We start from the raw sequence: 23,965 nt of genomic DNA, 5'->3' as shown, positions 1-23,965 counted from the left end.
TTTAAAAGGTGATATATTGTGTGATACAGTTTAACTTATTTTTCAAAGATGTCTCCGGAAATTTTTTCTCTGTCCGGTAATATCAAGTTAAGCAAGATTCCAACAATCGCTGAAAGTGCCATTCCAGATAGCGATACCTTATCCGATAATTGTACAAACGCTCCGCCGATTCCAAGTACCAGGATGACTGAAGCTATCATCATGTTGCGTTTTTTATCAAAATCAACTTTATTATCAATCAGCATCCTTAATCCGCTTGAAGCGATGATACCGAAAAGTAAGATTGATATTCCACCCATCACAGCTGTAGGAATCGAGCTGATGACTGCTGAAATCTTACCGTTAAAGCCAAAGACGATTGCAGTTAAAGCAGCTCCGCCGATGATATACACGCTAAATGCCTTTGTCATCGTCAGGACGCCGATATTTTCACCATATGATGTTAGTGGTGGCCCACCGATGAAGGAACCAATCATGATTCCGGCTCCATCCCCTAGGATGGATCGATGTAAACCGGGCTTTTCCAAAAAGTTTCTGCCAACTACTTTACTCAGTACCATCTGGTGGCCGATGTGTTCTGATAATGTGACGACGGCCACAGGGACCATGATAGCAATGACTTCCCATGAAAAGATTGGTGTATAGGTTATATAAGGAAACATGAATTTCGGCATTTCCCACCATTGTGCAGATTTAATTGGTTCATAATCTATAATTCCCGCAACTGCTGAACAGCTGTAGCCAACTATAATTCCCATTAAAATGGGAATCAAGTTAATGAATCCTTTAAAGAAAACGTTACAGATAATGGTTACCGCTAAAGTTATTAGCGCTATTATAATATATGTGACACTGTATTTATCTTGCGGATCATACATCGCCATGTCTACAGCCGTTCCAGCGAGGCTTAACCCGATTACAATGATAACTGGTCCAACCACAACCGGAGGCAGCAAATTCATTAACCAGCGTAAACCAACTTTTTGGATAATCAAGGCTACTATTCCATATATGAGTCCTGCTGCAAAGCAGCCAATCATGGCCGCTTCCGGTCCGCCCAACGCCTTTGCCAAAATAATTGGCGTGATGAAGGCGAAGGATGAACCGAGATAAGCAGGTATTTGACCTCTGGTAATCAACAAGTAGGATAATGTTCCTAAGCCGCTTGAAACCAAAGCCACAGCCGGGCTTAACCCTACTAGGAATGGCACTAACACCGTTGCACCAAACATTGCGAATAGGTGCTGGATACTTAATGTTATCCACTGGCCAACTCTAGGTACGTCTTCAACATCAAGTACGACGTCACTTTTTATTTCTTCCATTTTCATATCCCCCTCATGAAAATTGCATCAAAACTGCAAAAACCCTCTTTGCAGTATTACACAAAGAGGGTTTCTCAGAAGATCATTACCTATACATAGGCATAGATCTCCCAATTCACTCCCCTTTGCCAGCCTCTCTGGACTGTCTTTAAAAGGGTTTTATTTAATTTTCATGTTGTTGTTTATTTTTCTAGTATAGTGACTTGATCTACTTCATCTACTTCTGTTAAAGTAACGGTGATTTTTTCCGATTGTGATGTTGGAACGTTCTTCCCAACGAAATCTGCACGGATCGGCAACTCTCTATGTCCTCTGTCAACTAATACTGCGAGCTGGATTTGTGAAGGTCTTCCCAGATCCACAAGTGCATCCATTGCCGCCCTAACGGTTCTACCGGTAAAGAGAACATCATCTACTAAAATCACTTTCTTATCGCTAATATTGACTGGAATGTCTGAACCTTTTACGACCGGTTCACCATCATTCGTATTTTTCGATAGGTCATCGCGGTAAAGTGTAATATCAAGTTCACCTAACTGAATTTCTTTACCTTCTATTTGATTGATGCGCTTTGCAAGTCGGTCAGCCAAGAAAATCCCGCGTGTACGAATCCCAATTAAGACGCAATCCTCAATCCCCTTATTTTTCTCAATAATCTCATGGGCAATTCTCGTCAAGGCTCTGCTAATGGCCTGTTCATCAAGTACTATTGCTTTCTCATTCAACATATTGGCCACCCCGAATTCTTTCATCTGATTGGTCCCCTTTAACAAAAAATCCTCACACCCAGAAGGCGTGAGGATTTCATCGCTATGGGTACAATTATCCCATTTAGCGTATCCGTTTCCTTCTCAGTCTCTCTGGACTGTGTTAAAGGTTCTCATTAAGTTATTATTATAATATATCATAAAAACTCTATTGTCAATCCTTACTTCTACGTAATTGATTAATAAGATTTTCGAACTCTTCCGGAACTGGTGCTTCGAATTCCATATACTCATTTGTACGAGGATGAACGAAACCAAGCAAACCGGCATGCAATGCTTGTCCATCTAACTTCAACGTCTTCTTCGGACCATATTTTGGATCTCCTGCAAGCGGGAATCCGATATATTTCATATGAACACGGATTTGATGAGTTCTTCCTGTTTCAAGCTGACATTCCACCAAAGTAAAAGCAGTGAAACGTTCGATGACACGGAAATGAGTTACAGCATTTTTGGAGTTAGAGTCTGTCACCGTCATGCTTTGGCGTTCTTTTTTATCACGGCCAATTGGAGCGTCAATCGTTCCGAAGTCATGCGGGATAACCCCATGAACTACAGCTTGGTACTTACGGGTAACAGTTTTATCAACCAGTTGCTGAACAAGCTTTTCATGCGCCATATCATTTTTAGCAACCATTAATAAACCTGATGTATCTTTATCGATTCGGTGGACGATACCTGGACGCATTACACCGTTGATTCCAGAAAGATCCTGGCAGTGAGCCATCAATCCATTTACAAGGGTACCAGATACATGTCCTGGCGCTGGGTGGACTACCATACCGCTCGGTTTATTAACAACCAGCACATCTGCATCTTCATAATAGATATCCAAATTCATTTCTTCAGCGACTGCATCCAATTCCTCAAGTTCAGGAATCGTTACTTCAATTGTATCGCCTGTAATACATTTGTAATTCGTTTTTATTGCAGACCCATTAACTAAAACGTGGTCATCTTTAATCCATTGCTGGACTTGAGTACGTGACCATTCCTCATTTAATGTAGAAAGAGCCTTATCAATCCTAACGCCTTTTAGTGTTTCATCGATGCTGTATAACCTTTTATCCATTATCTTACTCCTTAGCGTTTTTTTCTTCTAAAAACATATGAATCACGAGCAGTCCGACACCAATTGAAAGCGCAGCATCAGCAACATTAAATACCGGGAAACTATAGCTGAATATATAGGTATGAACGAAATCGACTACTTCCTGACGAACAACACGGTCGATAAAATTACCAATCGCACCGCCTAGCATGAGCGCAAGTGAAACTCCAAGCAAACGGCTTTCCTTCGCCATTTTCTGAATATAATAGACAAGTCCAATAATGACAGCGATGGTGATGATGTAGAAAAACCACATTTGACCTTGTAGAATTCCCCATGCGGCCCCACGGTTACGATGCGAGGTGATATATAGAAGGTTTTCAATAATTTCAATGCTTTCTCCGTACTCCATTTTTTTCACAATCATCCATTTTGTCAGCTGATCGAAAGCTATGACCAAAAGGGCAATTAAGTAATAAAACACATTTTTTCCCCCAAACTAATCAAATCTTCACTTTTGAATTGTAGCATAAACTAGAAATAATGACTAATACGAAAAACAGAAGACCTCAATCAGCACGTGGAGAATATAAGCTTGGGCTGACAAGGTGCTCTTTTCCTTTTTTAGGAAACAATTTATTTTCGCAAATGATTTTGGTTGTTTCACACACTAGATACCATTTCCCATGAAAAAGGCCGGTCCCCTCATCTAATGGGAACCGGCCCTCCTTTTAAATTATTGATTCACATAATGCTCTTTCACTACAGTTGCACAGCGTGGACAAAGTGTTGAATGTTCTTCCACTTGGCCTACTTCTTTTGAAACATTCCAGCAACGTTCACACGTTTCACCTTCTGCTTTTGTTACAAGAATAGCAATATCCTCAAGTTTTACCGCTTCTGCTGGGGCACTTGCCACATCGCCAGCGATTACAAACTCGGATACGATGAATAACTGTTCAAAGCTCTCTTCGATGCTATCAAGCAGATTCTTTGTTTCTTCATTTACATATACCATCACTTTTGCGTTCAGTGATTTTCCGATAACTTTCTGATTACGAGCTTCTTCCAATGCTTTTAAGACATTATCACGGACATCCATAAATGCCGTCCATTTTTCTTCAATGGCTTCAGCATTATCGATTGAAATTGCTTCGGGCATCAATGTCAATTGTACACTTTCTTCCGTTACACCTGGAATGAACGCCCATACTTCATCAGCTGTATGAGAAAGAATTGGTGACACCAATTTCGTTAAGCCGACCAATGATTCGTAAAGAACCGTTTGGATCGCCATACGATCTTTACCGTTAGGTGCTTCACAATATAAAATATCTTTCGCATAATCAAGGTAGAACGAACTTAAGTCCTGCGTACAGAAGTTATTGACCATATTATAAATTGTAGCAAACTCATAATTCTCATAGCCTTGTTTCGATTGAGTAATCAGCTTATTCAATTTTACTAGCATATATTGATCGACTTCACGTAATTCTTGGAATACCACTTTATCAGTATCAGGATTAAAGCCATCCAAATTACCTAACAGGAAGCGGAATGTATTGCGGATTTTGCGATACACTTCAGAAACTTGTTTTAAAATCGGATCTGAAACTCTTACATCTGATTGGTAATCCACAGAAGCAACCCAAAGGCGTAAAATATCTGCGCCAAGTTGGTTCATGACTTTAGATGGAAGTACAACGTTCCCAATCGATTTACTCATTTTACGGCCTTCACCATCCAAAGCGAACCCGTGGCTTAACACACCTTTATATGGTGCTTTTCCTGTTACAGCCACACTTGTTGAAAGAGATGAGTTAAACCAGCCGCGGTATTGATCCGAACCTTCTAAATAAAGGTCAGCAGGACGCTGCAGATCATCTCTTTCTTCAAGTACTGCTTGATGGGAAGAACCTGAGTCAAACCATACATCCATGATATCCGTTTCCTTCGTGAAGATACCGTTCGGGCTGCCTTCATGGGTAAACCCTTCTGGAAGAAGATCTTTCGCTTCCTGTTCGAACCAGATATTTGACCCTTGTTCGCGGAATAATTCTGAAATATGGTTGATTGTTTCATCCGTGATGATTGGTTCACCATTTTCTGCATAAAATACTGGAATTGGCACGCCCCATGCACGCTGACGGGAAATACACCAATCTCCACGGTCACGGACCATATTAAACAGGCGTGTTTCACCCCATGCCGGCACCCATTTCGTTTCTTCAATCGCTTTTAGCAGTTCACCACGGAAGTCTTTAATTGACGCGAACCATTGCGCCGTTGCACGGAAAATAGTCGGTTTCTTCGTCCGCCAGTCATGTGGATAAGAATGGGTAATGAACGTCAAATTCAATAGTGCGCCCACTTCTGTTAATTTTTCCGTAATTGGTTTGTTTGCTTGATCATAAAATAATCCTGCAAATTCCCCTGCTTCTTCTGTCATGACACCTTTTTCATCTACAGGACAAAGAACATCCAAGCCATATTTTTGCCCGACGATAAAGTCATCTTCCCCGTGTCCAGGTGCAGTATGAACACAACCAGTACCAGCCTCAGTTGTTACGTGCTCGCCCAACATAACAAGTGATTCCCGGTCATAAAGAGGGTGTTTAGCAACGGCACGGTCCAGTTCGCTACCTTTTACCGATTTCAATATAGTTGGGTTATCCCAGCCTAGAGTTTCTGTAACTGATTCAAGAAGAGCTTCAGCTACTAAATATTTTTCATTTTCGACAGATACCACCACATAATTTAATTGTGGATGCAATGAGATTCCAAGGTTAGCTGGAATCGTCCAAGGTGTTGTTGTCCAAATAATGATTTTTACGCCTTCTTCAATTACACCTTTTCCATCTGTGACTTCAAAAGCAACATAGATAGATGCAGAACGTTTGTCTTGATATTCAATTTCAGCTTCCGCTAGGGCTGATTCACTTGAAGGAGACCAATAAACAGGTTTTTTTCCTTTGTAGATATAGCCTTTTTTCGCCATTTCACCAAAAACCTTGATCTGTTGTGCTTCATATTCAGGTTTTAGGGTAATATAAGGATTCTCCCAATCTCCGCGAACCCCAATACGTTTAAACTGCTCACGTTGATTGTTGATCTGTACGTACGCATACTCTTCACATAGCTTTCTGAATTCAGCTACGCTCATTTCTTTCCGCTTTACACCTTTTTTAGTTAGTGCCGTTTCAATCGGTAGTCCGTGCGTATCCCAGCCCGGTACATATGGTGCTTGAAAACCGCTCATTGATTTAAAGCGGACAATGAAATCCTTTAAAACTTTATTCATTGCATGGCCCATATGGATATCGCCGTTTGCATATGGAGGTCCATCATGCAAAATAAATAAAGGGCGTCCTTCAGTTTGTTCTTGCACTTTTTTATAAATGTCCATTTCTTTCCACTTTTCCTGGATTTCTGGCTCACGTTTCGGTAAATTACCACGCATTGGAAATTCAGTTTTAGGCATCAATAAGGTATCTTTATATTCCATTATAAAATCCTCCATCCGTCTTTACACAAATTCATTCGAACCGATGACTTGATATCCGGACAAAATAAAAAGCCCTCTCATCCCTAAAAAAGGGACGAGAAAGCTTTGCTTCCCGCGGTACCACCCTGGCTAGAAAGATTCACAATAAAGCGAATCCATCCTCTCGAGCATTCGTAACGTGAATGAAACGCATCGTTTACTTACTGCAACAGCAGGTTCAACTCAGAACTCAAGGGTGATATTCAAATTCTTCGCTTATTCCGGGCTTGCACCATCCCCGGCTCGCTAAATATAAGTGTTTGAAGAATCTACTGTCCCTGTCATCGTCTAATGTCATCATGAATAGTATTGTTAAAAAATTATATGCGAAAAAAGTGTTTAAAGTCAAGGAAACCTTTAAATTTCCTCTTCCACTCTTTCATTTAGTTCTATTTCAGTCGCATCTACTTCATAATCAAGAAGATGATCCCAATCGTCATTGTCCAGCAAATCAAGCTGTGCTCCGACAAGCATTTTAAAACGTGTCCGGAATACTTTTGACTGCTTTTTCAAATCCTCAATATCCATCGCTATTTTTCTTGCTTTCACAAGCGACTCATTGACGATCCGATCAGCATTTTTCTCAGCTTCCTTAATGATCAGCTTGGCTTCTTTTTGAGCATTGCGCTTTAATTCTTCTGCTGCTTCCTGTGCGACAATAATCGACTTATTAAGTGTACCCTCAATGGTCGTAAAATGTCCTAAACGATCATAAGTTTCGTTTAATTTTTCTTCAAGTTCTTTTTTCTCTCTCAAAATCAGTTCATAATCTTTAATGACCTGGTCGAGAAACTCATTTACTTCATCTTCATCATACCCTCGAAATACTTTACCAAATTCCTTGTTATGTATATCTATCGGGGTTAAGGGCATTACGGCACCTCCAGAACGGTTTCTACTCTAGTATGTTAAAACTCTATATTCGACAATAAATGTATGAATCCTGCTTGCGATTGAATTATTTTTGTCTGCCTAATGAGATTCTCCACTTATCCTTTTTGGTTTTTCCATCTATTGAGGCTAATTTACATCTACCAAAACCTCTGATAGAAAGTGTATCACCCTCGCGACATTCTTCCGAAACATTATCTGTTTGCTTAAAATTCACCTTTACTTTTCCCGATGTTATCAGCACTTGTGTTTTTTGACGAGAAATATTCAAGACGGACGATAAAACACTGTCAAGCCTTAAAGAAGTAACAGTAGTTACTTGCTCTTCCCAATTTTCTTTCAACTTGATGATATTCTCGATGGGAAGCCTTTTAATCGTAACGGAAGCGCTACCGATTTTTTCTAGGTTTCCTACGAGATATAAATCCATCTCTTCGGCAGCGATAAATTGAATTTGCTCCTCTGTCACTATTATATCACCAAATTTTTCACGTTTTACCCCCAGAGACATCAAGGTTCCAAGTATTTGCCTGTGCTCTAATGTAACAAATTTTTTTGGATAGGAGATATCGTATAAGGAGATATTGAAATCTGATGGTTCAGGAGAGTAATAATCAGGGTAAATGAGCACACGTTTTCGTTCAACGAAATCACTCCCGCCATAAAATTGCAGCTTTGCATCCGAATCATTCCCTAATAAGGAAGAAAGGATTTCCTGCTGACGCGGATCGAGAAAATCAGAAAGTTTTGGAGCATAAGAATTTTTCACCTGGTCAATCCAATTCACTGCCTGATCGATAAAATCCTTTTCCTCCGGCCTGAAATGCTGATAAATACTCATGATTGAATAATTGCTCCTTACTTGTCTAATTAATGGTCGCTCATCAGGATATAAATATTGACTTCTTCGTTGCGCTACTACACAGTGGGGCATTATCCAACTGTGTAGTAAGAAATACGCATTTTCAGATTAAAAGTTAATCACCCGATTAAAGTTTGCAGATAATAGATTCCATATCCGCTGGCAAAGTTAAGAACCAACAAGGCCACAAGCGGTGAAAGGTCGATCATGCCAAGGGGTGGTATAAATTTTCTGAACGGTTCTAAATAAGGTTCGCAAATCTTTTCCAGGAATTGGCCAATCGATGTTTCCCGAGCATTAGGGAACCATGACATTAATATGTAACCGATTAATGCCATTGAATAAATTTCAATTAAATAATATAAACCTTGAAGCACTAAACCCATTAAACATTACCACCTCGCTTCTTCATACTCCTCTTCGGCGGCGAAACCGGTAATATTACCCGAAACATCGACGTTATCCGGAGTACATAAGAATATATCTGTTCCAATTTTTTGGATATCCCCGCTGATTGCATAGACAGTTCCACTTAAAAAATCAATGATTCGCTTTCCTTGGTCATGTTGAATCCGCTGAAGGTTCACAACAACGGCACGACGGTTTTTCAAATGGTCCGCAACTTCTTGGGCTTCTGCATAAGCACGAGGTTCCAACAATACTACTTTAGAAGATTTCTGTACGCTTTGCAAACTTACGATATTCTTATTGGAGTTATTTCCTGTAGAAGTGGGCTGCTGTTGTTTACCTGATTTCACGACTTTTTGTTCAGCCTCCTCTTCTTCCACCACTTCTTCCTTGTACTCATACTCATCATCCAGCGCGAAATAAGATTTAAATTTTGATACGAACGTCATCTATGCGTACCTCCTTATAATTCTTCGCCTACCAGTGCTGTACCAATGCGAATCATTGTAGCGCCTTCCTCAATCGCAATCGTAAAATCATTGGACATCCCCATGGACAATTCAGTGCATGGAGCATGTCTTAAGCCAGCTTTTTGGATTTCCACTTGAAGTCCCTTTAATTTTCGGAAGCATCTGCGCAATAATTGTTCATCATCTGTCAAAGGCGCCATTGTCATTAATCCAGCAACATTTACCTTATCTAAAGTCGATAGCCCTTGTATAAAATCAAGTGCCGCTTCAGGATCTATTCCATGTTTAGATTCTTCACCTGAAACGTTAACCTGGACTAAACAGTTTATCGGCTCATTTGCCCGTTTTTGTATTTCTTCTGCCAAAGAAATACGATCCAATGAATGAATATACGAAATTTTATCAATGACATTCTTTACTTTGCGTGTTTGCATGGAGCCAATATAATGCCAGTTTGGTTCATCCTTCAGCACTTCATATTTATTCAATAAACCCTCATCTCGATTTTCACCTAAATCGAATATGCCTGCTTCCAAGGCCTCTTTTGCTCTCTCAATGGAAACATATTTCGTCACCGCGATTAACTTTATCTCATCACGGTTCCTTCCACTAATTTCACATGCTTTATTTATCTTTTCTTCGATGTTTTTTAAATTATCTACTACTTTCACTGCTTCCCTAAATCCTCCTTCCAACCAATAAAACTCATCAATCTACCTGTCTTTCCGTTATCACGGCGATGCGAAAAAAACAAGTCATGATTACAGCTTGTACAATATGATGTCACGTCAATCTGACTTTTTGGAATTCCCGATTTTTGAAGAACCATTGCATTAAGCTGTTTAAGGTCTAAATGATATTGTCCTTCGCTGATTAAATTATAGGGCTTTTCGTCATTATCTTCCAGCAAATTCTGCACCAAATCTATCACTTTATCATCAACAACATAGCACTTTGAACAAATCGATGGTCCAATTACAGCAAATATCTCCGTTGACTTTATACCCTTACTCTGCCAAGCTTCAACCATTTTTCGTGCAATTCCATTAACGGTACCCTTCCAGCCAGCATGCGCCACTCCAATCATACCATGTGCTGGAGCCAGAAAATATAAGGGCACGCAGTCAGCATAGCAAAGGGTCAATAAAACATTTTTATCCTTCGTATAAAACCCGTCGGTAGCCTTAAAGCTTGAAGCATAATCTGCTGCGCCTTTCCCGGCATCGAGACTGGTCACTTGCTGGATATATGTTTCATGCGTTTGCTCGGCTCCTATCCATTCATCGAGCGGAAAAGATAGCTTTTCTGCTAAAATTCGGCGGTTTTCCTGGACATCATCTAGCTTATCCCCTACATGAAAACCGGTATTCAACGTTTTAAAGTTTCCAGAACTAACTCCCCCATCTTTCGTGGAGAAGCCCGCTACAAGCTGGAGGTTTTGATGTCTCCAGCTGTCAATGAGCAAATATTGGTCTTCTATTATAACAAATGGTTCTTTCATAATTTAAACCTCTTTATTTTTAGTCTAGTGTATCATATATTTGCACCCTGCACCCTCTAAAACCTTTCATCTTTCAGTTCTGCTTGAAATACTGTCTGATGTTCAACAAGAATGACATCCGCACCGATTTTTTTTATTTTACGCCAAGGAATCACGATGTCCTGTTCCCTCCCGAAAAACCCCATTAACCTGGTGCCATTGGAGACTATAATCGCTTCAATCTTCCCTGTAGCTGTATTGATTTCAAGATCTGACATATTACCTAATTTCTTCCCATCAGCTATATTGACGATATCCTTAATTTGAAATTCAGAAATTCTAGTCATTTCACTCAGCTCCTCAAATTTTCATCATAAATGAAGGTCCTATTTCTATGTATATGACATGATTCACTTAAGGATGAAGATTACAATAAATAAACGTACCTTCATGGTGTTTGTGAAGTATACTTCTTCAGAGTTTTTAAACATAATAAAAAAGCCGCTATGGATAAGTTGCTGATAAGCGGGTAGTTGGACGTTTTGTCCCTACCCGCTTCAGCCAACTTTTTCTCATGCTCAGCTTCTACTGTTGGATATTTTTATTCATTTGCTTAATTGCTGCTTTTTCCAATCGGGAGACCTGCGCTTGTGAAATGCCGATTTCCTCAGCTACCTCCATTTGCGTCTTCCCTTGGAAAAACCGTTTTCGAAGAATCATTTTTTCCCGGTCATTCAACCGTCTCATGCCTTCATTTATTGCTATTTCATCAATCCAAGTACTATCTTTGTTTTTCTCATCACTCAGCTGGTCGAGTACATAAATCGGATCCCCGCCATCATTATAAATCGGTTCAAAAAGGGAAACTGGATCTTGTATTGCATCTAATGCAAAAACAATTTCTTCATGAGGTACCTCCAACACTTTGGCGATTTCTTCAGCTGTCGGCTCTCGAAGAGTTTGGCTAATGAGCTTTTCTTTAACCTGCAAAGCTTTGTAAGCAATGTCTCTTAAAGAACGGGAAACTCGAATCGGATTATTGTCACGGAGATATCTTCTGATTTCTCCAATAATCATTGGTACAGCATACGTTGAAAACCTAACATTTTGACCTAAGTCAAAGTTATCTATCGACTTCATCAACCCTATACAGCCTACCTGAAATAGATCATCTACATACTCTCCCCGATTGTTAAAGCGCTGAATAACGCTTAAAACGAGTCGAAGATTCCCGTTTACCAGTTTCTCTCTTGCTGAAATATCGCCATCTTGCAGTTCTTTAAAGAGTTTTCTCATTTCTTCATTCTTTAAAACCGGTAATTTTGATGTATCCACACCGCAGATTTCAACCTTATTACGAGACAAAATTATTCCCTCCTCACAGGAGCGCTGTACAAAAAACAGTATTTCCGCGGGAGAAAAAAATATGCACAAGGCTTGAACAGAAAATCACCATTATTTTTCATTATTGCATTCAAAGCATTGATTTAATTGGTATTTGCGCCCATCATTTTTTTTACACCATTTTATTAAATTCTTTTCGAAGCCTCTTAATAATTCTTTTTTCCAAACGTGAAATATAAGATTGGGAAATTCCCAACATATCGGCAACATCTTTTTGGGTTTTTTCTTCTCCACCTGCAAGTCCAAAACGAAGCTCCATTATCTGTTTTTCACGTTCGGAGAGCTGCGTTAGAGCCTTCGTTAGCAGCTTACGGTCCACATTTGCCTCCAGGTCCTTCGTAATTATATCATCGTCAGTACCAAGGACGTCCGATAGCAGGAGCTCATTTCCATCCCAGTCAATATTCAGTGGTTCATCAAAAGACACTTCAGAACGTATTTTGTTATTCCTTCGTAAATACATTAAAATTTCATTCTCTATGCATCTAGAGGCATATGTAGCTAATTTAATTTTTTTCTCGGGGTTGAATGTATTTACAGCCTTAATTAAACCTATGGTACCGATGCTGATTAAGTCTTCTATATTGATACCTGTATTTTCAAATTTCCTTGCAATATAGACAACCAGCCTTAAATTTCGTTCGATTAAAATCGATCGTGCAGCTTCATCGCCCTTAGGCAATTTATTAATCAGTATTGCCTCTTCTTCTTTTGAAAGCGGCGGTGGCAGCGCCTCACTCCCTCCTATATAAAATATTTCGTCCGTTTTCAATCCGAGCTTGAACAATAGTTTGTACCAAAAATAAGTGAGTCGAAGAATGAATTTCTTCAAAATAATTCTCCCTTCTAAATAAACGGTTAATGGGTAAAATTTTTGAATGAATCAGTGGTTCAGGAGGCATTTTGCACCGGTATGCCGGTTAACATTTTTGGATGAACAATAGATTGATAGCTATTGTCGGGAGAAAGTTGCTGAAAGGTAAACGAAACGAGTCCCTGCTTGACATGATACTCTTTTTCACCTTGAACGATTTTAATAAAATCCGGCTTAACCGCAGTTAACAATTGATGTTCATGACCGACAACTTTATAAGGGATAACTCGCATTCGTCCAGTCCACGAATACTCAGGCTGTTCCTCCTGCTGAACCAGGCTATCAGGGTTTTTAAACAGGTCTAGCATATCTGCTGGGATTCCTTCTTCCCCCCCTGAAAGGGAGATAATCATTACTGGAGAGCGGGTAATCGGATCATATAACTGATTTCCACTATCCACCAGCCCATTAAATGTTCCTTCAAAGTCTGAAATTTTAACCGATACTGAAACCATTTGTTCATGTGTAAGCTTTGTCATCTCCATCCCCTCGAGTGTGCGCTTGGAAAATTGCCAAGCAAGCGGGAACCCAATCATCACAAATATCCAGCTGACAGGGTCACCAAAACGATTGATTCCAGCATATTGGCTAGGGTCCTTGGAAACTATTTGAAATTCAAACAAATAGTGAAGGCCAAGAAGGATTCCTCCCGATAAAAACGTCACAAAATATAAAGTAGCTACCGACTTCATGAAAAGGTTGAACCTATTAAACCCAAAGGTAGCCAGAACCATAAATAGAGAAACTAAAATCTTCATGTAAACTCGGTCGGCAATTGCATAAAAAGGAGTGAACGCCAATACGATAATGAAGGAACCAATCAGCCCACCGACACAAACCCGCCATAGAGCAACCCTTCGTTTGAGAATAATTGCAGTCCAATATAGAAGGAGGCAGTCAAATGACCAATTCAACAACCAGATCACATCTAAATATAAGGTCAAAAACCCTCCCCTCCTTTTAGGAACTAACCTTCCACTTGCAAAAAGTATAGCGTACCTTCCCTTAGAAAGTGTGTCACTTTTTGTACTGAAAACTTAAGAGTTTTTCAGTCATTTTTTCCCTTTTTGTAGAAAAACAGCTATTGATATTTTCAATTAAGTCATAGAGACTATCCTGCTCCCTTTTATTGCTGTCGATTTATGTTTCAAAAGATAAAGAATTTCTTCCCGCCCGTTATCTTTTTCTCCTTAAGATGATGAAAGTTCAAAATACAAATAGAACGTCTGCTCGGAAACGTTCTTCACCTATTTTTCAAATGAGAATGTCTAGTTGTTTTTACTACGTTTAAAATAGGGCATTGAGTGCAATGAATAACCCTAAGCCACTTCTCAGTTTACTCTTAGTTAGAAACCCATTAGTCAGATACAGAGAAACCGTGTAACACTATTGATAGTACCTTTTTGAAGGCCATAGAGTATTTAATGCGCTTATCTGATGATTTCAATCAAAATTCAGCTTTTCAGCAGAGATTTTTTTAAACACAAAAAAACCGTTCCCATTGGGAACGGTTCATTATGGTTAAGAAATTAACGCCTTCTATTACGGTTACGAAGGAAGGTTGGAATATCCAGAGCCTCATCACCTTGATTAGTATTACGCACAGGCTGCTCATTGACTTCTTCTCTCTTCACTTCACGCTTAACATTTGACTGTGGCGTTTGTTGTGTCTGAGGTCTAGGTTGCTGCTGTTGTCCAAGCGTTGGACGTCCAGCAGGCCGTATTGAAGATTCAACCTCGTTAAACCCAGTTGCAATAACTGTAACGACGATTTCATCTTTAAGATTTTCATTGATAACCGAACCGAAAATCATGTTTACGTCTTGATCGGATGCAGTAGCCACGATATCGGCTGCTTCCTGAACTTCAAAAAGACTTAGGTTCGTTCCACCAGTAATATTCATCAGGACGCCTTGAGCACCATCAATGGATGTTTCAAGGAGGGGACTGGAAATAGCTTTCTTCGCTGCTTCTGCTGCACGGTTTTCCCCTGAGGAAATCCCAATGCCCATAAGAGCTGAACCTTTGTTGGACATGATTGTCTTAACATCGGCAAAGTCTAAGTTAATAAGACCAGGGACGGCAATTAGATCTGAAATCCCTTGTACACCTTGACGAAGAACATTATCCGCTTCACGGAATGCTTCAAGCATTGGCGTACTTTTATCAACAATTTCGAGGAGACGGTCGTTTGGAATGACGATTAGTGTGTCAACCGATTCCTTCATGGAAGAAATACCGCCTTGTGCCTGAGTTGCACGTTTTCGGCCTTCGAATGTGAATGGACGTGTGACTACACCTACCGTAAGTGCTCCTAAATCTTTAGCAATACCAGCAATAACCGGCGCAGCTCCTGTACCTGTTCCGCCACCCATTCCAGCAGTTACGAAAACCATATCGGCACCTTTAAGCGCTTCTTCAATTTGTTCTTTGCTTTCTTCTGCGGCTTTCTTTCCTACCTCCGGGTTGGCACCAGCACCCAATCCACGTGTAAGCTTACCACCGATTTGCATTTTGATTTCTGCTTTTGATAGATTAAGAGCCTGCGCGTCAGTATTGACTGAAATAAACTCAACACCTTGTACGCCATGCTCGATCATTCTGTTTACCGCATTGTTTCCGCCGCCGCCAACACCTATTACTTTTATCGTTGCTAATTGTTCTAAATTAGAATCAAACTCCAACATGACAATCCTCCTATTTTGACGAAATTCCCGATTCTTTATGATTGTTATTCAAAAAAGTAACCCAGGATTTTTTTGAATTTAGATTCACCTTTTTCACCTTGTTTTTTAGCCGTGTTCTCTTTACTTTTCTGAGAAACTTTTTGACTGCGCTGGTCATTATTTTCTTGTGCTTGTCCAGCTGCTACAGGAGTTTTATTAGCGGTGTTTTTTTGCATTCTCTCTTTCTTGCATGCGTGTTTAATCAGACCTACAGCTGTCGTGTATTGAGGCTCTCTAACTCCGATATAATTCGGTTCTGCCGTCCTCACACGATTTTGGAACACATATTGAGCAAGCTCCAGGACTCCTGGCATCTTGACGACACCACCGGTCAACACAAAACCTCCCGGGACATCCTGGAAGCCAAGTCTCCTCAAATCATCTTGAATCAGCTCAAATATTTCGGTCACCCTTGCTTCAATAATATCTGAAAGCATTAACTGATTGCAGGGCTGCTGCTGGTCGCTGCCGATGATTGGTATTTGGAATACTTCATCTTCAGACGCGTCATCATAATAGGCATGTCCATGCTTAACTTTAATTTTTTCAGCTTCTTCCATCGTTGTCCTTAGAACGATGGAAAGATCTTTCGTAAGAGTCTCCCCGCCTATAGGAATCACAGACGTATATTGTAAATAGCCTTGTTCGAAAATTGCCAGAGTTGTAGAACCTCCGCCAATATCGACAAGTGCCACACCAAGTTCTTTTTCATCCTTGGATAATACAAGGGCACCTGCTGCTAAGGGCTGAAGAGCAATATCGGTTATTTCTAACCCAGCTCTTTCCACACACCTCAGAGTATTATGTAAGATTGTCCGCAGACCCGTGATTAATATCCCTCTCATTTCCAAACGAACACCTATCATGCCCCTTGGATCACTGATTTCATCAAGTTCATCAACCTTGTAATGAATCGGTACCACGTCGATAATTTCCCTGTCGGATGGTATCGTTATTAACTCCGCTGCTTCTCTAACACGGAAAACGTCATGCTCAGTAATCTCTTTATTGTCACTGGATACTGCTACCACCCCATGACAAGGTTGAAGCGTGACGTGATTTCCACTGATACCGACGATTACTTTTTTTATCTCCATCCCAATCATTCGCTCAGCTTGCTCTACAGCTTTTTGAATAGATTGGACGGTTTCATCTATATCGACGATCGAACCCTTTTTGAGCCCTTCTGATTTAACATTCCCTACGCCGATTATATTTAATGTGTCATTGACCATTTCCCCAATGATAACTTTTACACTGGATGTACCGATGTCAAGACTTACGTAAATTTCGTTGCTGTTCATTCCATGGCACCTCCTTCGGTTTTATACATGTATTAGTAGAATAACATTTTTATATTGAAAGACCTATTCATAATTGAATAACAAACCTAATTGCAACTCGCTAATATGATAATAAACTAGATTATCTAATATGTTTTGGATAAAACTCGTAGGTTTAGCTCTTTATGATGGTTATTGTTCGCTTCTCAAAAAAACGGATATCATTTCCAAACTAGATACTGCCTTAAACTATTCGTCATTTATCACGTAATTCCCTTTAAAATTATAGATTTTTTTTCTGTTTTTTCCGTGAAATCGACCATTTATCAATTAATATTCTTCTAATCTGTGCGATATTTTGAAAGAGTCTAACGCCAAACACAAAGATTGCGGCTAAATACAAGTCTACACCAAGATGTACACCTAGAAAAGCCAAACCTGCGGCTAAAACAATATTAAAGAAGAATCCCGTTACAAATACAACTTCATCATAAAGATTTTGCAAATGTGCCCGTATTCCTCCAAATAAGGTATCAAAAGCAGCAAGGACGGCAATGGAAAGATAATTTGAATATTCATGAGGAATATCAAAATCCACCAAAAAGCCTAGGGTAATCCCAATTAACAGTCCAAAAACTGGAAGCCACATTACGATTCCCCTCCATCTATAATGGGCTCCATGTGTTCCACATTAATCGTATTTTGATATGCTGGCAATGTCAGTTCACTAGATGGAGTTGTAATTTGAACTTCAAAATTATCTATAAAGAAATCATCCATTAGTTCAGAACCTTGAATACGCTGTTTTAGTTTTTTGGGATTAACGGTTAGGGCTTGTATTTCAAGCGGGTAATCAGTGAGCGAATATCCGTCTACTTTTGGCTTCCCATTAATATCACGAATCACTGATGTAGAAATGTACCGTTGTCCCGAAATGGAAATTTCATCTGCGCCAAACATATACATTTCATTAATGAGCCTTCTTAATAATACAGGGGAAATATACTCTATCTTCTCACCAAGTAGGAGACCTTCTTTTATAGGTTGGACAGACACACTGACTCCTTTTCCCGTTATCTCAGTCAAACCTGCGTCAGTCTTAAATTCAGAAAGTGTTTCACGCAATAATTCTTCTTTACTTTCATTTTTCTTTGTTTCATAGGATGCAATTTTCTCCTCAAGCTTACTAATACTCTCTAATAATTCAACCTGGGACTGCTGTTCTTTTAATAAATCATTTTTCAGTTGCCACATATCTCTGGTATCAGAAACTACTGGCTGATTTACCAAATTGAATTGAATAGCAAGCATGAAGCCAGCAATCAAAGTAATCAAACTAAAAGATAGCTTTTTTCTCATTTCCAGTGTTTCACCAATCTTTCATCGAATCCGGCGATTATTCACCCTCCAATAATTGGATCAAAAATGATTTTCTTTTGCTTTTCCATAGTAAAAATAACATTTTCATTAACCAACTGTTCCTTTATACCACCTGGTATATCTAAGGAAGCCTCTAAGATATCGGGGTCCCCAATCGCCGAAATGATAAATGGAGCAGGGTGCTGATGACCATCGATTGTAATCACAGGTCCATTACAGACTATATACGAATCATGATCTAGCCTCTGACCGTTAATCGCGACAGCCTCTGCCCCTGATATGTATAATTCATTGACAACCTTGAAGACGTGCTGTTCATGAACCAGGTAATTATTCACATTGGCTTCTGAATCAATATCGGAACCATCTTCAAGTGTTACCTGAAGGCCTGTACCTTTCACTTTCACTTTTCCAAGGTACATCCGATATTTCTCGGTATCCTTTGCTAGATTGAAAAACAGCTGCTTTTCCTGTGCTAAATCTTTTTCTATGTTGGATACTTTTGCTTGCTTTTGAAGGAGTTCCTTCTGTAGTTCCCGGTTCTGCTTCTCTTGCTCTATTAATTGCTGCCTGAGTTCATATTCTTGATCCCACGCTTTATCTTTCACTACTCCTTGACCATCTTTCGTTAAATTGTAAGAAAAGGCAATCATAAATCCTAGAACAACACTAACAAGGGATAAAATCACCTGTTTGCTATTAATTTTCCTCATTAGTGTCTTCCTTTTGTTCAGCAGGTTTATAGGCTTTGAAATAAGAACCGACTTCTAGATCAATGACACCCTTTACCTTCGGATCCAACTGACTGACAATCGATGGATAGTGAATCATTTTTTCGGATAAAGTTCGACTTGTAGCACTTACTTCATATCCATCATTCATAAACATTACGATATGGTAACCATCAGTTTTAGTTGGAGCATGATGGATTTCCGATATAGCGTTCTGAATCTCGACAGGAAGCTTGTCCAACTCCTCTAAAAGCAACTTTAATGCTTTACCCTCTTTGAAGCCAATTAAAACCGGGGCAAATACTGGAATTTCACCAGTTGCTAACTCTTCCAAAACAGAACCATTTTCCAAAATAGGTGAAAACTTCCCATCATTGGATAGATACGCCATTCTATTATGTTCAGAAACTGTAATTTTTATAGAATTGGGAAATATAGGTGTAACCTTAACGCTCGCTATTTCCGGATTTTTTTTAATATTTGCTACTGTTGATCCTGTATCAACCTTCCAAATACTTCGATCCTTCTTTATTTCACTTAATTTAACAATTTGCTTAGAAGTAATATAACGATTCCCTTCTACCTGCACGGATTGAACATAGCTCAAAGGGGATAAGAAATATAACACACAAGCAATCAGAATGAAGAAAAGGGAAAGCAAAAGAACAAGTCGTCTGTTTGCTTTACTTTTTCTTAATTGTTTTAGTTTCGGGATGCGGTCCTCAATAGAAACGATTTTCCCCTTTTCCATCCCTTTCACCTCTTCCTGAAAAAATGGATGGTTTTTGACACTATATTAAATCATGACAAATTTAAGAAAAACTTATTACTATACTTTTCAGGTAACACATTATACCACAATATTTGGATATGAAAAATAAATCTTCTTTTATTTCCGTCCGATTATTTCCACTTCGGTTTCCAATTCAATTTCAAACTTGTCATACACAGTGTCCTTCACGTGCTGTATCAATGCTTGAACATCTGCTGCACTTCCATTTCCTGTGTTAACGATAAAGTTCCCATGCATAGGGGAAATCTGTGCTCCACCAATGGAGTGTCCCTTTAGGCCAGCATTCTCCACTAATTTCCCTGCATGATGTGGCAGCGGATTTCTAAATATGCTCCCGGCACATGGTAGATTATACGGCTGGGTATCCTTACGATAGTTTTTGTTATTCTGCATTCTTTCTACTATTTCAGTTTTATTTCCCTCAGTTAGTTGAAAAATGGCTTCCAGTACGATTCCTGGTTTTTTCTTTTGAAGTATTGAAGTTCGATAAGAAAACTCCATTTCCTCCTTAGAAAGCCAGGCCAACGTTCCATCTTCAAACAGAACATGCGCCTCCTTTAGAATTTCACTCATATCGGAACCGTGTGCACCAGCGTTCATATAGACCGCTCCACCAATTGAGCCAGGAATTCCACTGGCAAATTCCAGACCTGCATATCCTTTTTTGCTAATTTGTACAGACAAGCTAACAAGAGACACACCAGCCCCTGCTTTAATCTCCGGGCCATTTATCTCAAGATGGTCAAGTCCTTTGCCCAATTTCAGCACTACACCTTCAATTCCGCCATCGCTGACTAAGAGGTTCGAGCCCCTACCAATCGCTCTCCAAGGTGTGGCATATTCCTTGATGACCTGCATCGTTTTTTCTATATTTTCAATGGATGATGGCACGATGAATAAATCAGCCGGTCCCCCAATTTTCATAGTTGTATGATTCGCAAGTGGTTCCTGTTCAAGAACTTTGCCGATTTGCAGTTCTGTTAATTGTTTTATCATTTTATTCATGATAAACCTCCTTGTTGTTCCAAAAATTCCAAATTATAATTTTCATATCCTCACCCTACGAGGTCTCTTATTATACAAAAATAATAACACCTTTTATTTAAAAGCAGAAATATGAGCAGAAGTAAGCGCCAATGCGGCCTAACCCTCTTATACTATAGTCTAAACAAAGCCGTATTGCCAATATTTATTATAGAATCCCTAACATTCATACATGGTAATTTTTATGTAGCATTTCAGATATTTCTAAATTGCATCAATGTACCCGCTACTATCTTCCCCACAACGGTTTTCAGCTAAAGAATAAAAAAGGAAGCCTACTGTTTGTGAACTATACCCCGGATAACGGACACACATAAAAAAGTGTCCCTTATCCGGGTTTTTTTATGTTTCAATAGATGTAATGAGTATGGACGGAGGGTTTCTATGAGTAAGAATATATATACTGAATTTCAGATTAAAGAACTTGAAAAGAATCCAAATATCATTAGTGCTTCCGAGCGATCTATTTCCTATAGTCCTGAATTTAAGACAAAAGCTGTTAAGGAATATAAAAAGGGGAAAGCCCCCTCTCAAATTTTCATTGACCAGGGAATTAATCTCGAAATAATTGGAAAGAAACAACCCAAACGTTGTCTACAGCGCTGGCGTAGTACCTTTGAAAGGTTTGGTGAGGAAGGCTTCCTTACGGAACGCCGTGGAAAAGGAAGTACAGGACGCCCCACTTCCAAGCCACAGTCTGTAGAGGATCAACTTAGGAAGGCCGAGGCGAGAATCAAATTCCTTGAAGCAGAAAATGACTTCCTAAAAAAGCTGGAAGAGCTAGAAAGGCAGGCTCTGAAAAAGAAATGATTCTAACTGCTGCTGAGAAGTTCTATCTGATTGAAAGGACGATCAGAATACACCAATTAAAGAAGGCTGTTTCTTATCTATGCAAATTGGCTGGTGTAAGTCGAAGTGGCTACTATGATTGGTTAAAGGCAGCTCCTTACCGTGAGCTTCGTGAAGAACAGGATGAATTGGACATAAAATTGATCAGAAATATCTTCATCAGTAAAAAGGAAAAAGTAGGCGCCCTCCAAATCAAAATGATTATGGAGAATGACTACTCGGCCGTAATGAATCATAAGAAAATCAGACGGTTGATGACAAAATATAATCTCCTAGCGAAAATCAGAAGGGCCAACCCGTATCGGAAGATGGCCAAGGCAACCAAGGAGCACCTTACTTGTCCAAACCTCCTTAATCGTGAATTCAATCAGGAGGTGCCAGGGAAGGTCCTGCTTACTGACATTACCTATCTTTATTATGGGAAAGGCCAAAAAGCGTATTTATCCTGCGTAAAAGATGCCGCCACAAAAGAAATCGTTACGTACCATTTATCTACTTCATTAGAAATGGATATCGCTTACGAGACTTTAAATAAGCTAAAGCAGGCTGTGTGTCACGAGTTCCACCCGAGTGCAATCCTTCATTCTGACCAGGGGTTCCATTACACCCATCCGCTATTTCAACGCAAAGTGAAGGAACTTGGGATAACCCAATCCATGTCCCGCAAGGGAAACTGTTGGGATAATGCGCCAATGGAAAGTTTCTTTGGCCACTTTAAGGATTTGGCAGAATATAAAACATGTACTAATTTAACGGATGTGAAGGAAGAAATTGATCGAGTTATTGAAGAATATAATGAACATCGTTATCAATGGGGGCTAAAGAAAATGGCCCCGGTACAATACCGGGACCACTTATTAGCCGCTTAGGCACTTTTTTATACTGTCCGTAAAATGGGGCACAGTTCATTTGAACAGGGCTTCCTTTTGATATAACACATGTTTTATTATGGTTAGAACCTTGAATAGCGGCTAATATTCAGTAGTACACCGATGGCCATCAGCATGAGCGTTAGGGATGAACCCCCATAACTTAAAAGCGGCAAGGTAATTCCAGTAACAGGCATCAAACCAGTGACAACACCTATATTGATCATCACTTGAATGGCGACCATCGCAATGATCCCCACCGCTACAAGGCTCCCATACAAATCTGGTGCACCAAGAGCGATTCGAATGCCCCGCCAGAGCATAAGCGAAAATAACAAGATAATCATCGAGCCTCCGATGAAGCCAAGTTCCTCAGAAAGTATTGCGAAAATAAAATCGGTCTGTGGTTCTGGTAAATAGAAAAACTTCTGCCGGCTTTGGCCCAAACCGAGACCAAACAATCCCCCGGGTCCGATTGCATAAAACGATTGAATCATTTGAAAGCCGCTCCCCAAAGGGTCTTCCCATGGATCCAGAAACGAAGTGATCCTTTTTATCCGGTACGGAGCCGACAAAATCAGACCAACAAAACCTAGTACCCCGATTAACCCTAAGCCAACAAAATGGCTGATTTTTGCTCCTGAAATAAAAATCATCACGATACATGTTCCAACCATGACCGTTCCCGTCCCAAGATCGGGCTGTAACATAATTAGTCCAAATGCTAAAAATACAAGGCCCAAAGATGGGAGCATCCCTTTTTTAAAGGAGGTGATCAACTTTTGCCGTTCAGATAAAAACTTAGCTAAAAAAGCAATCATCGCTAGCTTCATGAACTCTGATGGTTGAACCGAAAAGGCCCCTACACCAATCCAGCTCCTAGAACCATTTCTCGCCATTCCGATACCAGGAACCAGGACAGCCAGTAGCATAATGAAACAAATGATGATTAGGATTTTGGCCCAAGTTCGCCACGTCCAGTAATCCACATTCATGATGAAAAACATTGCTATAACCCCAACACAGGCAAACAGCAGCTGTCTTTTTGCAAAATAAAAGGAATCATCAAATTTATAAGTCGCCCAAATGGCACTCGCGCTGTAAACCATGATTAAACCTACGGTCAAGAGACTTAAGGTGACGATAATGAGAATGAGATCAGGATTGGATTTTTTTAATGGCACGGACATCCACCTCTAGGAAGTTTTTCGAGC

The 23,965-nt window shown here is 39.8% G+C and carries 24 protein-coding genes; 1 reads left to right on the top strand and 23 read right to left on the bottom strand.

From position 1 onward, the window contains the following. Positions 1-35 precede the first annotated feature (35 nt). The 22 genes from RE409_RS08405 to murB form a co-directional block, all read right to left on the bottom strand. A complete protein-coding gene (locus tag RE409_RS08405; RefSeq protein WP_309558814.1) occupies positions 36-1,325 on the bottom strand; it encodes a solute carrier family 23 protein in 1,290 nt (429 codons plus the stop codon). Between the two features lie 182 nt (positions 1,326-1,507). Next, positions 1,508-2,053, bottom strand: a complete 546-nt coding sequence (pyrR, locus tag RE409_RS08400; RefSeq protein ID WP_056527097.1) for a bifunctional pyr operon transcriptional regulator/uracil phosphoribosyltransferase PyrR — start codon at positions 2,051-2,053, stop codon at positions 1,508-1,510. A gap of 193 nt (positions 2,054-2,246) precedes the next feature. Next, positions 2,247-3,164, bottom strand: a complete 918-nt coding sequence (locus tag RE409_RS08395) for an RluA family pseudouridine synthase (RefSeq protein ID WP_201221465.1) — start codon at positions 3,162-3,164, stop codon at positions 2,247-2,249. A 4-nt stretch (positions 3,165-3,168) separates the two neighbouring features. Beyond that, positions 3,169-3,627: a signal peptidase II gene (lspA, locus tag RE409_RS08390; RefSeq protein ID WP_053345257.1), complete on the bottom strand. Its 459-nt coding sequence runs from the start codon at positions 3,625-3,627 to the stop codon at positions 3,169-3,171. A gap of 252 nt (positions 3,628-3,879) precedes the next feature. Continuing rightward, the gene (ileS, locus tag RE409_RS08385; protein ID WP_201181509.1) at positions 3,880-6,648 is read right to left on the bottom strand and encodes an isoleucine--tRNA ligase; all 2,769 of its coding nucleotides are present in this window, start codon (positions 6,646-6,648) and stop codon (positions 3,880-3,882) included. 396 nt (positions 6,649-7,044) lie between these two features. After that, a complete protein-coding gene (locus tag RE409_RS08380) occupies positions 7,045-7,560 on the bottom strand; it encodes a DivIVA domain-containing protein (RefSeq protein ID WP_053345255.1) in 516 nt (171 codons plus the stop codon). Positions 7,561-7,645: 85 nt separating this feature from the next. Then, the gene (locus RE409_RS08375; RefSeq protein WP_201181510.1) at positions 7,646-8,419 is read right to left on the bottom strand and encodes a YlmH family RNA-binding protein; all 774 of its coding nucleotides are present in this window, start codon (positions 8,417-8,419) and stop codon (positions 7,646-7,648) included. Between the two features lie 140 nt (positions 8,420-8,559). Continuing rightward, complete coding sequence (locus RE409_RS08370) at positions 8,560-8,826, bottom strand: YggT family protein (RefSeq protein ID WP_053345253.1); 267 nt, start codon at positions 8,824-8,826, stop codon at positions 8,560-8,562. Between the two features lie 6 nt (positions 8,827-8,832). Next, positions 8,833-9,297 carry a cell division protein SepF gene (locus tag RE409_RS08365; protein ID WP_201181511.1) on the bottom strand — a complete coding sequence of 155 codons (465 nt, stop codon included), beginning with the start codon at positions 9,295-9,297 and terminating at the stop codon, positions 8,833-8,835. Positions 9,298-9,311: 14 nt separating this feature from the next. Continuing rightward, the gene (locus RE409_RS08360) at positions 9,312-9,989 is read right to left on the bottom strand and encodes a YggS family pyridoxal phosphate-dependent enzyme (protein WP_201181512.1); all 678 of its coding nucleotides are present in this window, start codon (positions 9,987-9,989) and stop codon (positions 9,312-9,314) included. Then, complete coding sequence (pgeF, locus tag RE409_RS08355; RefSeq protein WP_201221471.1) at positions 9,986-10,819, bottom strand: peptidoglycan editing factor PgeF; 834 nt, start codon at positions 10,817-10,819, stop codon at positions 9,986-9,988. The genes RE409_RS08360 and pgeF overlap by 4 nt, the downstream gene beginning before the upstream one ends. 56 nt (positions 10,820-10,875) lie before the next feature. Next, on the bottom strand, positions 10,876-11,145 hold the full coding sequence (locus RE409_RS08350; RefSeq protein ID WP_053345249.1) for a YlmC/YmxH family sporulation protein: 270 nt from the start codon (positions 11,143-11,145) through the stop codon (positions 10,876-10,878). A gap of 238 nt (positions 11,146-11,383) precedes the next feature. Beyond that, entirely contained in the window at positions 11,384-12,163 is a 780-nt protein-coding gene (sigG, locus tag RE409_RS08345; protein WP_053345248.1) for an RNA polymerase sporulation sigma factor SigG, read from the bottom strand. Positions 12,164-12,314: 151 nt separating this feature from the next. Then, positions 12,315-13,034: an RNA polymerase sporulation sigma factor SigE gene (sigE, locus tag RE409_RS08340; RefSeq protein WP_053345247.1), complete on the bottom strand. Its 720-nt coding sequence runs from the start codon at positions 13,032-13,034 to the stop codon at positions 12,315-12,317. Positions 13,035-13,093: 59 nt separating this feature from the next. Then, positions 13,094-14,020, bottom strand: coding sequence for a sigma-E processing peptidase SpoIIGA (gene spoIIGA, locus RE409_RS08335; RefSeq protein ID WP_201181523.1), 927 nt, complete (start codon positions 14,018-14,020; stop codon positions 13,094-13,096). 585 nt (positions 14,021-14,605) lie between these two features. Continuing rightward, positions 14,606-15,763: a cell division protein FtsZ gene (gene ftsZ / locus RE409_RS08330; RefSeq protein ID WP_053345245.1), complete on the bottom strand. Its 1,158-nt coding sequence runs from the start codon at positions 15,761-15,763 to the stop codon at positions 14,606-14,608. A 44-nt stretch (positions 15,764-15,807) separates the two neighbouring features. Next, a complete protein-coding gene (ftsA, locus tag RE409_RS08325; RefSeq protein WP_201181525.1) occupies positions 15,808-17,106 on the bottom strand; it encodes a cell division protein FtsA in 1,299 nt (432 codons plus the stop codon). 262 nt (positions 17,107-17,368) lie between these two features. Next, positions 17,369-17,734, bottom strand: coding sequence for a small basic family protein (locus tag RE409_RS08320; protein WP_053345243.1), 366 nt, complete (start codon positions 17,732-17,734; stop codon positions 17,369-17,371). Then, complete coding sequence (locus tag RE409_RS08315; RefSeq protein WP_053345242.1) at positions 17,734-18,444, bottom strand: DUF881 domain-containing protein; 711 nt, start codon at positions 18,442-18,444, stop codon at positions 17,734-17,736. Before RE409_RS08315 ends, RE409_RS08320 begins: the two co-directional genes overlap by 1 nt. 41 nt (positions 18,445-18,485) lie before the next feature. Next, positions 18,486-19,178 carry a DUF881 domain-containing protein gene (locus tag RE409_RS08310; protein WP_201181527.1) on the bottom strand — a complete coding sequence of 231 codons (693 nt, stop codon included), beginning with the start codon at positions 19,176-19,178 and terminating at the stop codon, positions 18,486-18,488. Further along, the gene (locus RE409_RS08305; protein WP_201181529.1) at positions 19,165-19,947 is read right to left on the bottom strand and encodes a cell division protein FtsQ/DivIB; all 783 of its coding nucleotides are present in this window, start codon (positions 19,945-19,947) and stop codon (positions 19,165-19,167) included. The genes RE409_RS08310 and RE409_RS08305 overlap by 14 nt, the downstream gene beginning before the upstream one ends. Positions 19,948-20,085: 138 nt before the next feature. Beyond that, a complete protein-coding gene (gene murB, locus RE409_RS08300) occupies positions 20,086-20,994 on the bottom strand; it encodes a UDP-N-acetylmuramate dehydrogenase (RefSeq protein ID WP_309558813.1) in 909 nt (302 codons plus the stop codon). Between the two features lie 423 nt (positions 20,995-21,417). Here murB and RE409_RS08295 point away from each other — a divergent pair. Further along, positions 21,418-22,751, top strand: a protein-coding gene (locus tag RE409_RS08295) for an IS3 family transposase (protein WP_201221481.1) whose coding sequence is annotated in 2 segments (ribosomal slippage) — positions 21,418-21,790 and positions 21,790-22,751 — 1,335 coding nt in all. Because the reading frame shifts where the segments join, the coding sequence is not laid out codon by codon here. Between the two features lie 83 nt (positions 22,752-22,834). Here the strand turns inward: RE409_RS08295 and spoVE are convergent. Next, entirely contained in the window at positions 22,835-23,941 is a 1,107-nt protein-coding gene (gene spoVE, locus RE409_RS08290) for a stage V sporulation protein E (RefSeq protein WP_083450687.1), read from the bottom strand. Positions 23,942-23,965 lie beyond the last annotated feature (24 nt).

This window comes from Peribacillus sp. R9-11, from assembly GCF_031345095.1.
Taxonomy (GTDB): Bacteria; Bacillota; Bacilli; order Bacillales; family DSM-1321; genus Peribacillus; species Peribacillus butanolivorans.
The sequence above is the reverse complement of the archived record's forward strand: the minus strand, read 5'-3'. Positions and strand labels throughout refer to the sequence as shown.